This is a genomic window from Novosphingobium sp. 11B (assembly GCF_054589055.1).
The window spans coordinates 75,012-88,890 of sequence record NZ_BAAILP010000239.1 but is presented as its reverse complement, the minus strand read 5'-3'; the positions used below and the strand labels follow the sequence as shown (position 1 = coordinate 88,890).

Genomic DNA, 13,879 nt, shown 5'->3' with positions numbered 1-13,879 from the left:
GCGGGCGCCCTCGACCGCGATCGGCCCGGTGCAGATGTGGACGCCGAAGCCCTCGCCGGGGCCGCGACCCAGGGCCGAGGCGTCGAACGGCCCGGCGCCGCGCCGTTCCACCGCCTTGCCGTCAGCGGTCCAGTGGAACACGGCTTCCGCGCCCGCGTCACCCTCGATCATGCGTTCGGCATCGTCGTTGGCGTGGTGGGTCAGCGTCTCGATCGTCACGTAGTCGCCCGAGCGGACTTCGAGCGCCGGTTGCAGCGAACGGCTGAAATAGCCCCAGTGGATCGTGTCGGGCCGTGCGGGCAGGAAGTGGTGGCGGCGCGATCTCGCGGCATCGTCGAGGCTGGGTAAGCCGCTGAGGACGCTGGGCGGCTCGCGGTTGTCCATGCGCACGTCGCGCGCCTTTTCGGGCCGTCCGCGGCGCGGAGTTTCGGCCGCGCTCGTCGCGATCTCGGGGGACTTGCGATACTCGCGCGGGCTCATCCCGTACTGCTCGCGGAAGGCGCGGGAGAACGAGGCGCTGTCGTTGAAGCCCCACTGGAACAGGATTTCCGAGATCGAGCGCTGCGCATGGAGCGGGCTGCCGAGATCGAGGCGGCAGCGCTCGAGGCGGCGCAGCTTCACGTAATGGCCGAAGCTCTCGCCGTGGCTCTCGAACAGCTTCTGTAGATAGCGCGGCGAGATGTTGTGCTCGGCGGCGATCTGGTGGGTGTTGAGGTTGGGGTCGGACAGCCGCATCTCGATCGACTGGAACACCCGCTCCAGGATCGCCGCGCGGCCGCCCGCCGCGCCGCCGAGTTGCTTGGCGGGGGCACGGTCGAGGAGGGTGGCGGCGATCATCTCGGGCAGGGCCAGTTCGACCGGGCGGATCTGGTCGTCGGAGATATCTAGGATGGTGTCGGCCACGGTGCGCAGCAGGCTCGACATCATGCGGCCGACGGCGGTGTCGGCGATCAGGTCGCTGATCTCGGTGGGCAGCTGCGAGCGGGATTTGAGCGCGGGCAGGCTGTGCGGCACCTTGACGATGAGCAGGCGGAAATCGCCTTCCATGGCGATGCGGCAGCGGGTGTCGCCGCCGCCGTAGACCATGTCGCCCTCGCCAATTTCCACTTCCCGGTCCCCGCTCGACGCGGCGATGCGACCTTCGAGCAGGAGGACGAGCCAGAAACAGCGCGCCTCCTGCCGGAAGTCGAGGGTCATCGCCTGCGCGGTGCCGGTGCAGCGGACGAACTGGATCTTCTGCCCGCTGGTGAAGCTGACGAGGTCTCCGTAGATGTCCTCGTTCTCGGATTCGAGTTCCAGCGACACGCGCTGCAATGCGAAACGCCACGCCTGCAATCGCTGGTCGTGGGGATAAGCATTGGTGGTCAAGCGCACGCCGGTCATGCCGGAATTATCCTTGTTGTGTAACCCTGTAGGGGGCAGCCTAACTCACTGTTTCCAATCCCGCCAGACGCTTATGTGCAGCGCGGTAACGGTGGACCAGCCACTTGTTGAACTGCCCCTGCGCGCCTTCCTGCCACGAATAGCGGCCGCGCGGGGCGAAGCGCGAGCGCAGGCCCTTCTGCACCAGTTCGTCGACGTGGAAATCCTGCGCGATGATGTGTGCGGTGGCGCGCATGTTCATGTCGAGCTTGTGGTCGAACGTCGGGTCCTTCATCGCGCCCGGCGCGAACAGCAGGCCGGTGTCCATCTCCAGCGATTCCGGTCCGTCCGGCCGCAGGATCAGGTAGATCACCATGTCGCTCATCATGATGAGGCTGAGCGAGGGCGGGACGTTGGCGAAGGTCATCCGGTTTCGCATTTCGTCCGAAAGGCCCGGGAAGATCGGCAGCACCGCGCGCTGGGTGGCGTTGAAGCTGGCGTCGGGGTGGAGCGTGCCGTTGAAGCGCAGGAACCCGGCGTCCTCGGGTTCGGAATGCGGGAACTCGGCCTTGCCGGACGGCACGAAGTCATGCAGCGGCCCGGCGTGGAGACGGCTGGCGTGGTAACCGTCGTTGTTGTTCTCGAACATCACCTTCCAGTTCCACGGGAGCCTGGCGCCCTCATCGGGCTTCGGACCCTCGGCAGAGGCGAGGTCGTAGCCCGCGATCGCCTCGGCCACCCCGATCAGGCGGGGGGCGAGGGGCGCGGCGTTCTCGTCGAAGTTGATGAAGATGAAGCCGTTCCAGATCTCGACCGCGAAGCGCGGCAGGCTGTTGGCCTTGCGGTCGAAGTTGCAGGTCCTGTTCATCGCCGGGGCCGCCACCAGCGTGCCGTCGAGCGAGTAGCTCCAGTGGTGGTAGGGGCACAGGAACCCGCGCGCGTTGCCTGCGCCCTCGGCCACCAGCATCGCGCGGTGCTGGCACACCGCCGACATCGCCCGGACCTGCCCTTCGAGCGTGCGCGAGACGATGATCGGCTCGTTGATGGTGCGGGTGGTGAAGTAATCGCCCGGCTTCGGGATCCAGTCCTCGCGCCCGACGCACTGCCACTCGGCGTAATAGAGCGCGTCCTTCTCGAATTCGTAGAAGTCTTGAGAGGTGTAGCACGAGGGCGGCAGCGTGACCGCGTCCTCGAGGTTCACCGCCGAGGCGGAGAGGGATTCGATGAAGTCGTCCGTCATGGTTGGCGCGGGCATGGTGACCATCCTGAGTGCTGTTATGGGTACGCTAGGTGCCGTTGAGTGCCGTCAGGTGCATTTGTGCATGCGGCACCTGCGAAGGCAATATTGCATTTGCGAGAAAGGCTTACTCGTGGGTGTAATCGTCTGGAATCCTGGGAGGATCTCCGGCCTTGCCCCAGAGCAGGATCTCGTTGCCCCAGGGATCGCGGAAGCAGTGGTTGAGGCCGTTGAAAGTACCCCAGAAGTGGTTGCGCCACAGCACTGTGGCACCGCGCTCCTCGGCGGAGGACAGGATGCGTTCGGGGGTGTCGTCGTCGCTGATGAGCACCCAGATGCGCGGTTTCCGGCCCTCCTTGGCGATTTCGCGCGGGGCGATGCCTTCGGCGTCCGGGTGCGGGCGGGCGTTGGCGGGGTCGAAGATGCCGACATGCAGGTTGCCGATCTGGCTGTCGGTGCCGTCGGGATTGGGGAACATGCCGCCCGGCACCATGCGGTGATAGACGCCCTCGGGCTTATGATCGTCGCGCCAGCCGAAGACTTCGGCGTAGAAGCGCCCGGCGGCGGCCGGATCGTCGGCGGGCAGGTCTACGAAGATGAGCGTGTTGGGCATGGGGTTTGGGCTTCCTTCTCGTGTGCCTCACGGTCTGCGCCAGATGCGCCCGCGGCTCTTGGCGGCAGGCGTCCGGTTTGTTGACGCGAGGTGGGCGGGCGTGTGGCGCGGGGGCTTCGACAGGCTCAGCCTGAGCGGAATTGGAGGTTTCCTCCGAATTCACTCTCCCGGAGCGGAGTCGGGAGGCTTACCCCCAACCCCGCTCACCCTGAGCTTGTCGAAGGGGCAGGCGCGGCCCCTCGCAGCCCCCGCAGTTCACCGCGCTGCCAACTACCAGTGCGCTGACGGCCAAGACCCTTTTCGTCCCTCGGGAGAGAGTGAAGCCGTCGATCCTCCACTCAACAAAGGACACTGCATGGCTTCGGTCACCACTCTGACATCGGCGAAGGCGGACACGCGGCCCTCGGCGATCTGGCATCTCAAGGCCACGCCGGAGACGATCCACTGGGGCTACTTCTCGCCCGAGATCAAGCCGGCGCTCAGGATCAAAAGTGGCGATCTGGTGCAGGCCGAAGCGATCACGCACCATGCAGGCGACGCGCCCGAACTGATGTTCGACGAAGGCGTGGAGCGCATCTTCCGCGAAGTCGATCCCGCCACCCGCGCGCCCGGCGTCCACATCATGACCGGCCCGATCTATGTCGAGGACGCCGAGCCGGGCGACATGATCGAGGTGCGCTACCTGCAGATGACGCCGCGCAACAACTACGGCTCCAACCTCGCGGCGAACTGGGGGCATCTGTATGAGGAGTTCGGCAGGAAGGAGCGGGTGACGATCTATGAGCTGGACCCCAGCGCGAACACCGCCCACGCCCTTTATGCCTACGATTTCCCGGGCGAGTACCTCGTCCCCGGCACCATCACCAACTGCCCGGTGTGCGACCGGCACCCGGCGCTGCCCGGCATCACCATCCCCGCCCGTCCGCATCTGGGCACGGCGGGCGTGGCGCCGGCGGTGGACGCGCCGGTCTCGACCATCCCGCCGGGGCTGCACGGCGGCAACATCGACAACTGGCGCATCGGCGCGGGCTCGACGATGTTCTACAAGTGCCAGGTCAAGGGCGGGCTGTTCTCGATCGGCGACCCCCACGTCAGCCAGGGTGACGGCGAGATCAGCGGCACCGCGATCGAGGCTTCGCTCGACTGCCTGTTCCAGATCATCCTGCGCAAGGATTTTTCCTTCCCCTCGCCGCTGCTGGAAACGCCCGAGAACTGGATCGTCCACGGCTTCGGCGAGGATCTGGACCAGGCGATGAAGAACTGTTCGATGGACATGCTCCACCTGCTCCACGAACAGCAGGGGCTGAGCAAGGAGGACGCCTATTCGCTGATGAGCGTGGCGACCGACTTCGGCGTGACGCAAGTGGTGGACGGCACGCTGGGCGTCCACGCACGCATCGAGCGGCGCATCTTCCCGGGCAAGGGCACCGTCATCGACCCGACCTGAAGATACGTGGCCAAGGACTCTGAAATACTACGAAATTGTTCCGTTGCCTTTCGGCTCCATCGGGGTATCCGACCGAGGCGACCCGAAGGACTGAACTTATCCGCCTTTCAGCCTGACCCGGGGCCTTATCGGCCACCGGGTCATTTTTTTGCCATCGCTGCTTGAACGGCTACGAAAATCCGTAAAATCCACTAGCTTATCGTTAACGAAGCCTCGCCGCGGCTTCGTCGGGGGCTGTTGCGGCGACGAGGGGCTGATGGACACGAACTGGAGGGCCGGTAGTGCCGGCGATACGCATATCTCGATCGGGCAAGTACGCGCGCATCCGCGCTTCGAGGATGCCAAGGCGCTGCTCATCGACGGGCTGGCAGGCCTTTACATTGACGACGCTCGGCTGCGCACGCTTATCGAATACGAGAAGGGGGTTACGTTCATGCTGATCGCCTCGCTCGACGCGCTGCGCGATCCCGACGATCCGGCGGGCGGTGTATCGATGCAGGTGCTGAACGAAGTGCTGCCCGACATGGGTATAGCACCCGGCAGGCGGATCGCCGATCTCGTTGCCAACTTGCGCCGGGACCTGCTGCTGGAGGTCGTGCCTGACCCCCGGGATCGCCGAGCCCGGCTGCTGCGCGCCACCGAGCGCGGGGTCGCGGCCGATTGCGAATGGCTGGGGGTATTCCACGCACCGCTCGCGCTGCTGCGTCCGGAGGTCGATTACCGTCCGGTGCTGGAACGACGGACAAGTTACCAGAAGGCTTTTCGCATCGCCGGGCTAAGAACGCTCGACATCGCCAACGAGATCATGAGCGCCAACCCGCCGATGGACTATTTCGTGCAGGAGGCAGTGGGCTTTCGGGTGCTGATGATCCTGATGCAGTCCGTACGCGGCAATCCGGACAATCGCACGGCGCCGGGCTTCTATTCACGGGCCGGCGGGCAGGGCGGTGTCTCCCGCACCCATGTCCGCAACGTGCTCAAGGGTGCGGTGGAGCGTGGTTTCGTCACGCTGTCCGAGCGGCCGGGGGACTATGTGGAACTGTCCCAGACCCTCATCGACGCTTTCGACCGATGGGTGGGGGAGAGTCTGTCGTCGATCGATCGGGTCCGTACGCTCAGCGGACACCCCTGAGCATCAACCTGTCGCCATTGCGAGATCTCCGGAGGCAACGGGCTTGACCTGACGTACGCGGGTGCGCCCGTCGGCACCGATGCCAGGGAGGAAGAACAGCAGGGCCATTCCCGCTCCCAGCACCACGATGATCGCCAGTGCAGCCTCGTTATAGGAGCCGGTGGCGCCGTAACTGAGATCCATCGCCGCCGGGGTCAGTCCCTGTGCCAGGATGACGGCGGCGTAGAGCACCGCGTTGATCGATCCGAAATGCCTGAGGCCGAAGTAGCGCGAGCAGAAGTAGGGTAACGCCGCATATTCTGCGCCCATACCGATACCGAGCAGGACGCCTGCGGCGGTGGCGGCAAGACCGCCCTGTCCGAACTGCAGAAGCCCAAGTCCCGCCATGGCGGCGGCATACATCGGCACGATCAGCAGCGGCGTACGCAGCTTGTCCAGCATTCCGCCGGTCACCACCTGCCACGCCGCCGTGACAAGCGCGAAAGTCGCGACAACACCGGTCGCCTGGCCAAGGCCGAAGCCGCGATCGGTCATCATCGGCACGACATGGGTGAACACCGCCGTCATGCCTCCCGCGCCGCTTGCGACAGCGATCAGCAGCAGCCAGAAGCGGCGGGTGGATGCCGCCTCGCGCAACGTCATGCCCTCGAACACGCGCTCGGGTTCATCGTCCTTGCGGGAGACGTGGCCAGGCGTGTCGTGCAGCCAGAACCACATGATCGGAAAGCCCAGCAGCAGAACGATCGCGCCGATCGCGCCGTACGTCGCGCGCCACCCGATCAGCGGCAGCAGGATGCCTGCCACTACCGGCATCAGGGTCGCGCCGACGCCGTTGCCGATCCCGGCGGTCACCCCCAGCATCAGCCCGCGCCGGGCGTCGAACCAGTTCGACACGATCTTGGCGATCATCGGCGAGGCGCATGTCGCGCCCGCCAGCCCGATGAGACCGTACTGGAGGTAGAACAGCCAGAGGCTGCCGCTCGTCTGCGACAGGCTGGCCACCAGCAGCGCGAGGGCCACGTTGCCTCCAAGGATCATGGGTCGTGCTCCGACACGGTCCATGGTGCGCCCGATCAACGGATAGCTTGCCGCCGCGATGATCGCGATTAGGCCCAGCACGCCCGACACCGCCGCGCGCGACCAGCCCAGGTCCTGCGAGATCGGCACCAGGAACGTCCCGAAGGTCGCGCTGATCGCGGCAGTGAGGCAGACGAGGTTGCCTGTAGTGGCAGCGATCGCAAGGCGGGTAGAAGCGCTCGGCATGGGCAGGTCTCCGGTTCCGATTGCCGGAGTAAAGGCCCGCCGGGTGCCGATCCCAAGTGTTTATAGGTGCGCCGCAACAATTCCTTCGCGCGCCGTCAACTATGGGTCCTTGCACGAGAGCGCGCTCGACCCGACTTTGCACCCAGCGACCCGTGGGGTCGAAAATTGCCCGCGAGATCAACCAGGGACGATTCGCCAAGATGAATGCTCAGACGGCCGACATGACGGTTTCCTCGACGCAGATGCCCACCTTTTTCATTCCGCATGGAGGCGGTCCGTGCTTCTTCATGGACTGGTCGGTGATGGGCGGCCCCGCCGACACGTGGGACAAGACCGAGGCGTGGCTGCGCGCGCTCGTCTCGACACTCCCGGAAAAGCCGAAGGGTATCGTCGTGATCTCGGGCCATTGGGAGGAGTCGGCATTCACCGCATCTACCGCGGTAGAGCCGGGGATGATCTACGATTACTACGGATTCCCGCCGCATACTTACGAGCTGAAATACCCGGCGCCGGGCTCCCCCGCGCTGGCGCAGCGCGTCGTCGAACTGCTGAAGGGTGCGGGCCTGCCCGCCCGCACCGATCCCGCCCGCGGCTTCGATCACGGTGTATTCGTACCCTTCCTGCTGGTCGATCCGGACGCTACGATCCCGGTCGTGCCGCTTTCGCTCAAGGCGGACCTCGATCCCGCCGAGCATATCGCCGCAGGCAAGGCGTTGGAGCCGCTGCGCGAGAAGGGCGTGCTGATCGTCGGCTCGGGCATGAGCTACCACAACATGCGCGGCTTCCGCACCCCCGCCGCGACCCGCCCTTCGGCGGTGTTCGACCAGTGGCTAACGGGCGCAATCGAAGCGGCTCCGGCCGAGCGTGAGGCCCTGCTTTCTCACTGGGCCGAGGCGCCTGCGGGCCGCCAGTCGCACCCGCGCGAGGAGCATCTGCTGCCGCTCATGGTGGCTGCCGGGGCGGGTGGGGCCTCGGCCGGACACAAGGTGTTCGGCGACAACGTCATGATGGCGGACATCTCGGCCTATCGGTTCGGGTAAAGGCCCCCTTGCCGCTAGATCGCAAGACTGTAAGGGTGGCCCTTCGATCGATGGCGAGCGAGGGAGATCATGCTGGTGGCCGAAACGAGCGGAAAAGCGGCACCTCCGAGCGAGGGCAGCCTGCGCACACGCATGGCCGAGGCGGGCGTTTCCGCTCCTGACGAGTGCTTGCCGGGCGTCCTGTCCAACCTGATCGTCCTGCAGGACCACGTCGCCACCTTGCGCGCCTTTGCGCTCGATCCGCGCAGTGCCAGCGCCATGCGGTTCGAGGCTTGAGCATGTCCCTCGCGCCGTCATCCGCTATCGTCATGGCCGCCAGGGTGCGCGGCGGCGAAATCTCGGCCGTGCAACTGGCGACGAAGGCTTTCGACAAGGCCGAGCAACTCGGCGGCGAGCGTAGCGGTTTCACGCGGCTCCTGCGCCGGCGTGCGCTGGCGCGGGCGGCGGCGGTAGACAAGTTGGTCGAGGCGGGGCTCGATCCGGGCCCGCTGGCAGGCGTGCCCTTCGGCGCGGCGGACTTGTTTGACGTGGCTGGGGAGATCACCACCGCCGGGTCTCGCACGCGGCGCAATGCGGCGTTCGCCAGCCGCGATGCCAAAGCCATCGCGCTGCTCGAAGCGGCGGGCGCGGTGCTCGTCGGCACGCAGAACATGGACGAATTCGGTTACGGCTTCGTCACCATGAATGCCGAGTACGGCACGACCCGCAACCCGCACGATCCTGCGCGCGTCGCGGGCGGCGCCGCAGGCGGTTCGGCAGTGGCGGTGGCGACTGGCGTGGTCCCGCTCAGCCTTGCTTTCGACACCAATGGATCGCTGCGCGTACCTGCGGGGCTGACCGGGGTAATCGGCCTCAAGCCCACCTACGGCGACCTTCCGCGCGAAGGCATGTATCCTTTCGTGGAGAGCCTCGATGTCGTGGGCGTGCTCGGCCGCGATCTCGATGACGTGGCGCTGGTCCGCACGATCCTGCGCGAAGGCGCACCCGAGCGGCAGGAGCCCCTGCGCGGCGAGATTTCCTTCGGCCGCTTGATGAGTTGGTTCGACGACAACATTTCCGAAGAGATGCGCGGACCGCTCGATGCGTTCTGGAGCCGCCTCGGCCGCATCAGCTTCGAACTGCCGCATTCCGAGATCGCCCGCGCCGCCGCCTCGGTCATTATCGCGGCCGAGGGTGCCAGCCTGCACCGCCCCGCGCTGGAGGCCGACCCGATGCAATTCGAGCCCCCGGTGCGCGATCGCATGCTGGCAGGTCTGCTATTGCCGAGCGACGACTACCTCGCCGCGCAGCGCTTCCGTAGCTGGATTCAGGCGCGCCTCCGACGTCAGTTCGAGCTGGCCGATGTCCTCTTCACCCCCGCCGCGCCGGGCTTCGCACCGACCATTGCCGATCCGGTGATGACGTTCGAGGGCAAGACGATCCCGGCTCGCAGCCACCTCGGCATCTACACGCAGCCGATCAGCCTGATGGGGCTGCCCGCGCTGGTGCTGCCGCTGGCGGGCGACTTCGCGATGCCGCTGGGCATCCAGTTGATCAGCGCGGCCGGACATGAGCCATTGCTCTTCCGCGCGGCGCGGCAACTGATCGACAAGGGCCTTTGCGCGGTGCCGCTCCCGCCGGAGTGATCGCCATAGTCGAAGAACCTTGCGACCGGCGCGATGCGCGGGGCCAGAGGCAGCTGGCGTAGAAGAAAACGGCGGGTATCCGCGTTTCGCGACATTATTTTTGCAGTGCACAAAGAGGGCATGGACAGCCGCAAAGTTTTAGTATTACCATATCGATGTTTAGTATTACCGAAGTGGGTGATCGGGTATTACGAGGGCGGGTGATATGGACGGAGTTCGCGTAGGCAAGAGGCTGATCGGCACGCAGTCGCCGGTCACGGTCGGCTGGGAAAACATCCCGCGCGTGGAGGGCGGCCCGGTCAAACAGTTCGTCTTCACCTGGTTCCAGCCCGCCGTTCTGATCGCGCTGGTGGCCTTCTGGCTCTACGCGCCCGATTCCATTGCCAAAGCCTCGACCGCGATCGGCATCGGTATTGGCTTCAAGGTGCTGCTTTATGGCCTCGAATGGGTGAACCCGCGCCACGATAGCTGGCGGCTTACATGGAAGGAACTGGTCACCGACCTGTTCTACGTCGGCGTCAGCTATACGCTGGTCAAGTATGCCGGCAAGCACATCGGCAGCGACGCCATGGTCGGGGCCATCCAGCATGCTTTCGACTGGGAGAAATTCGCCTATTTCAAGGAGATGCCCCTGCTTGTTCAGGCGTTCCTGATCTCGTTCATCTTCGATTTCGGGCAATACTGGATGCATCGCGGCATGCACAACTGGTATCCGCTCTGGCTCACCCATTCGGTGCATCATTACATCACACAGCTGAACATCAACAAGGGCGCGGTCGGCAATCCGGTCGAGCTGTTCCTGATCGGGCTCGGCATCGGCGGATTCTTCGATTTCCTGCCGCGGGCCGCGCTGCTGGCCGGGGCGATCGGCATGGCGGTGAGCACGTACCAGCACATCAACGTCCGCTTCAACACCCCGCGCCTGTGGCGCTTCCTGTTCAACACCACCGAGCACCACAGCGTCCACCACTCGCAGGACTTCGAGGCGAGCCGCAGCAACTACGCGGGCACCTACATCTTCATCGACCGCATATTCGGCACTTGCGTCGATGGCGAAGCGGAACTCCTCGGCATGGAAGGCGGCCGCCGCATGTCGATCCGCGAGCAGATGACCTACCCCTTCACCGAAGCCTGGAAGACCACGAAGTCCGCCATTCAGGTTCGCTTCCAGCCCGCCGCCGTCCCGGCCGAATAAGGGAGACTTTCGCGTGGACCTTCCCTTCATAGACCGGATCTGGCGTGTTCGGGGATCCCTAGCGCTCGATGTGCGGCGTGCGCCCCGGGACGTCTTCGCCCGCCTCGATCACTTGTTTCGCGCGGTCGGCACGACCTTCCGCATCGATGGCGACACACTGGCCTTCAGCAAGAAGGACCCGATCGCGCAGGACCGGATGGCCATATTCAACCACGGCACGCTGTGGGTGGAGGATGACGGGCAAGGCGCCGAACTGCGCTACGACCTAAACAGCCCGACCCTTCAGTTCTGCTTCTTCCTGCCGTTCCTGTTCCTCGGCATCGCGTGGCTGCTCAAGGAATCGCGCAATCCGGCTTTCGTGTTCGCCGGTATCTTCACAGTGCTCTACGTCGTCGGCCGGATTCTGGAGCCGAGGCTGATCCGATCGGCCTTCCGCAAGAGCCTTGCTGACGTGGAGCCTGTCGCCGAAATCGCACCGGCCTGACCCGCTTTACTCCGGCTTCGCGGCCGGGGTTTCCTCGGCCTGCGGCGGTGCGGGCAGATCGACCTTGATCTCCACCCGCCGGTTCTTCGCCCGGCCTTCCATATCGTCGGTGCCGTCGAGTTTGCGGTTCGGCGCGATCGGTCGCGCTTCGCCGAGGGCGATCACGGTGATGCGGTCGCGCGGCACGTCCTTCTTCACCAGATAGCCACGCACGGCCTCGGCCCGGCGGCGCGAGGCGGCGAGGTTCTGCTCATCGGACCCCTTGGAATCGCTGTGACCCCAGATGGTGATCGGGCCGCCAGCCCGGAACGAAGGGTGCGTCATCAGATCATCGATCATCGCGAGGCCCGCCGCGTCAGGCTCGGAACCCTTGGCGGTGAACGGGACGACGATCGTTTCCGGCTGCAGCACCGGGGTCTCGCTTGGCGCGGGATCAATCTCCGCGCGAATGATCGATTTCTTTACCAACTCCGGCTCGACCGCTTCGGAGGCATCGGCCGCTGCTTCGCTCTTGTCGTCCTGCGGGGCCTTGCCGGGCTGGCAGGCGCTGACGGCAAGCCCGATCGCGGCGGCGGACAGCCAGCGCGCGGCGCCTTTCTGCAGTTTCAGTCCTCTCATGCGGTCGCCTCCTTCTTGTGGGGTTGGGCCGGGTTTTCGGGATCGGAATGGCGCGAGGGGCCGTAGGACACCACGATGTCCCCCGCCTGCGGCGTCGGCCTCGACGCATGGGTGAAGAAGCGGATGCGGCCGTCCTTGCGGAGCACGAACAACATATCCGCCTCGTCCGGCAGCGAGGAGCGGGCGTCGGTGAAGTCGAACTGCTCGCTGATCCGCGTCTTGCGGAAGGTCCAGCCCGCCGTCTCGCGCTCCATGATCTCCTCGACGCCGTGTCCGGCGGCGAACATCGCGCGCCCGCGCAGGGCTTCGGGAAGGCTGCGGTGGTCCTCGTCATCGCCGCTGCCGCCCAGCTGGTATACAGCATCGCGGCCGATTTCCGGCGCGAATTCGTTACAAACGAGGGCATTGTAGGCCTCGTTCTCGGTCGTCGCAACGAGCACCTGGAACTGCGTGAGGTCCAGCCGTTCCTCGGTCGTCTCGGCCAGGATCTCGCCGTGATAGGTGGCAATGCCCGCCTGTCGCGGTGCGGCGAGGCGCTGCCAGCTGGCGTCGGAAATCATCACCGGCAGGTCGAGCGACTTGAGCTGGCGGGCAAGCGACAGGCTCCACGGTGTGCTGCCGACGATCAGCAGCCCCTTCTGCGGCGCACCCATGACGCCGAGCCAGCGCGCGACGAAGCGGATGCTGAACCCGTGCGCCACGATCGTCGCCACCACCACGGAGAACGACAGCGTGACGAGGATGCTGCCATCGCCATATCCCAGTTGATCGAGACGCAACGCGAACAGGCCCGAGACTGCGACCGCGACGACACCGCGCGGCGCGATCCACGCGACCAGCAACCGCTCGTTCCACGGGATCTTGCTGAAGGCCAGCGCGACCAGCACCGTTGCCGGGCGGACGAGGAACAGCAGCGCGAGGAGGAAGGCGATGAAGCGCCACTCGAACAGGCGCAGCACCTCGAAGTTGAGCGACGCCGACAGGAGCACGAACACGCCCGAAATGAGGAGGACGGTGACGTTCTCCTTGAACGGGTGAATGTCGCGCAGGGAATCGAGGCGCATGTTGGCCACCGCGACACCCATCACCGTTACGGCGAGCAGGCCGGTCTCCTGCTGGATCAGGTTGGACAGCACGAACGTGCCGATCACCGCCACCAGCAGCACCGGGGCCTTGAGATATTCGGGGACGTGGCCGCGCGGGAAAGCCCAGGCGATCGCGCGCGCCGTGGCATAGCCGATGAGCCCGGCAACCACCGCCGCGCCCAGCAGCGCGGCGACGACCGAGAGCAGGGTGCCGCCTTCGTCGACGCGGCGCAGGTACTCGTAAGTGATGACGGCGCAGAGCGCGCCGAAGGGGTCATTGACGATCGCTTCCCACTTGAGGATCGCGCGCGGGCGCGGGGCGACGTTGCTCTGGCGCAGCAGCGGGATCACAACCGTCGGCCCGGTCACCACGAGGATGCCCGCGAACAGGATCGCGACCGGCCAGACGAGCCCCGCCACATAATAGCAGGCGAGGGTGCCGAGCACCCAGCCCAGCGGGATGCCGATCACCATGAGCCGCGTCACCGCGCCCTCGGTCTTGCGCAATTCGCGGAAATTGAGGCTGAGGCCGCCTTCGAACAGGATGAGCGCCACCGCCACCGAAACCATCGGTTCGAGGAGTTCGCCGAAAGTTCGTTCCGGCACGATCAGCCCGGTCACCGGCCCGGCAAGGACACCGGCGGCGAGCATGAGGGCGATTGCGGGCCAGCCGGTACGCCAGGCGATCCACTGCGCGCCGATCCCGAGAATGCCGATCAGCGCGAAGACAAGGGCTTGTTGCTCCATAGGCAGGGGGTAACCGCTGAACGCCGGAAAG

At 65.8% G+C, this 13,879-nt stretch carries 13 protein-coding genes; 7 read left to right on the top strand and 6 right to left on the bottom strand.

Going from position 1 to position 13,879, the window contains the following annotated elements:
* The 3 genes from ACYPYD_RS21415 to ACYPYD_RS21405 all read right to left on the bottom strand — a co-directional run.
* Positions 1-1,383, bottom strand: a 1,383-nt coding sequence (locus tag ACYPYD_RS21415; RefSeq protein ID WP_459665381.1) for a helix-turn-helix domain-containing protein, incomplete at its 3' end; no start/stop codon positions are given.
* A gap of 40 nt (positions 1,384-1,423) precedes the next feature.
* The gene (locus ACYPYD_RS21410; RefSeq protein ID WP_459665380.1) at positions 1,424-2,617 is read right to left on the bottom strand and encodes an aromatic ring-hydroxylating oxygenase subunit alpha; all 1,194 of its coding nucleotides are present in this window, start codon (positions 2,615-2,617) and stop codon (positions 1,424-1,426) included.
* 109 nt (positions 2,618-2,726) lie between these two features.
* Positions 2,727-3,212 (bottom strand): VOC family protein, encoded by a 486-nt coding sequence (locus ACYPYD_RS21405; protein WP_459665378.1) that lies wholly within the window; start codon positions 3,210-3,212, stop codon positions 2,727-2,729.
* A 355-nt stretch (positions 3,213-3,567) separates the two neighbouring features.
* On the opposite strand from ACYPYD_RS21405, the gene ACYPYD_RS21400 reads away from it, so the two are divergent.
* Together ACYPYD_RS21400 and ACYPYD_RS21395 are read left to right on the top strand one after the other, a co-directional pair.
* On the top strand, positions 3,568-4,659 hold the full coding sequence (locus tag ACYPYD_RS21400; RefSeq protein WP_459665376.1) for an acetamidase/formamidase family protein: 1,092 nt from the start codon (positions 3,568-3,570) through the stop codon (positions 4,657-4,659).
* Positions 4,660-4,915: 256 nt separating this feature from the next.
* A complete protein-coding gene (locus ACYPYD_RS21395; RefSeq protein ID WP_459665374.1) occupies positions 4,916-5,791 on the top strand; it encodes a hypothetical protein in 876 nt (291 codons plus the stop codon).
* A 3-nt stretch (positions 5,792-5,794) separates the two neighbouring features.
* On the opposite strand, the gene ACYPYD_RS21390 is transcribed toward ACYPYD_RS21395, so the two are convergent.
* Positions 5,795-7,054 (bottom strand): MFS transporter, encoded by a 1,260-nt coding sequence (locus ACYPYD_RS21390; RefSeq protein WP_459665370.1) that lies wholly within the window; start codon positions 7,052-7,054, stop codon positions 5,795-5,797.
* A gap of 200 nt (positions 7,055-7,254) precedes the next feature.
* On the opposite strand from ACYPYD_RS21390, the gene ACYPYD_RS21385 reads away from it, so the two are divergent.
* The 5 genes from ACYPYD_RS21385 to ACYPYD_RS21365 all read left to right on the top strand — a co-directional run bounded on the left by ACYPYD_RS21385 (position 7,255) and on the right by ACYPYD_RS21365 (position 11,398).
* On the top strand, positions 7,255-8,094 hold the full coding sequence (locus ACYPYD_RS21385) for a DODA-type extradiol aromatic ring-opening family dioxygenase (RefSeq protein ID WP_459665368.1): 840 nt from the start codon (positions 7,255-7,257) through the stop codon (positions 8,092-8,094).
* A gap of 69 nt (positions 8,095-8,163) precedes the next feature.
* The gene (locus ACYPYD_RS21380; RefSeq protein ID WP_008832388.1) at positions 8,164-8,370 is read left to right on the top strand and encodes a hypothetical protein; all 207 of its coding nucleotides are present in this window, start codon (positions 8,164-8,166) and stop codon (positions 8,368-8,370) included.
* Positions 8,371-8,372: 2 nt separating this feature from the next.
* Complete coding sequence (locus tag ACYPYD_RS21375) at positions 8,373-9,719, top strand: AtzE family amidohydrolase (protein ID WP_459665418.1); 1,347 nt, start codon at positions 8,373-8,375, stop codon at positions 9,717-9,719.
* A gap of 205 nt (positions 9,720-9,924) precedes the next feature.
* The gene (locus ACYPYD_RS21370) at positions 9,925-10,914 is read left to right on the top strand and encodes a sterol desaturase family protein (RefSeq protein WP_459665366.1); all 990 of its coding nucleotides are present in this window, start codon (positions 9,925-9,927) and stop codon (positions 10,912-10,914) included.
* 13 nt (positions 10,915-10,927) lie between these two features.
* Positions 10,928-11,398: a hypothetical protein gene (locus tag ACYPYD_RS21365; protein ID WP_459665364.1), complete on the top strand. Its 471-nt coding sequence runs from the start codon at positions 10,928-10,930 to the stop codon at positions 11,396-11,398.
* 6 nt (positions 11,399-11,404) lie between these two features.
* Here ACYPYD_RS21365 and ACYPYD_RS21360 read toward each other — a convergent pair whose 3' ends face one another.
* Positions 11,405-12,016 carry an OmpA family protein gene (locus ACYPYD_RS21360; RefSeq protein WP_459665362.1) on the bottom strand — a complete coding sequence of 204 codons (612 nt, stop codon included), beginning with the start codon at positions 12,014-12,016 and terminating at the stop codon, positions 11,405-11,407.
* Positions 12,013-13,848 carry a cation:proton antiporter gene (locus tag ACYPYD_RS21355; RefSeq protein ID WP_008832393.1) on the bottom strand — a complete coding sequence of 612 codons (1,836 nt, stop codon included), beginning with the start codon at positions 13,846-13,848 and terminating at the stop codon, positions 12,013-12,015. The genes ACYPYD_RS21360 and ACYPYD_RS21355 overlap by 4 nt, the downstream gene beginning before the upstream one ends.
* Positions 13,849-13,879: the final 31 nt, after the last annotated feature.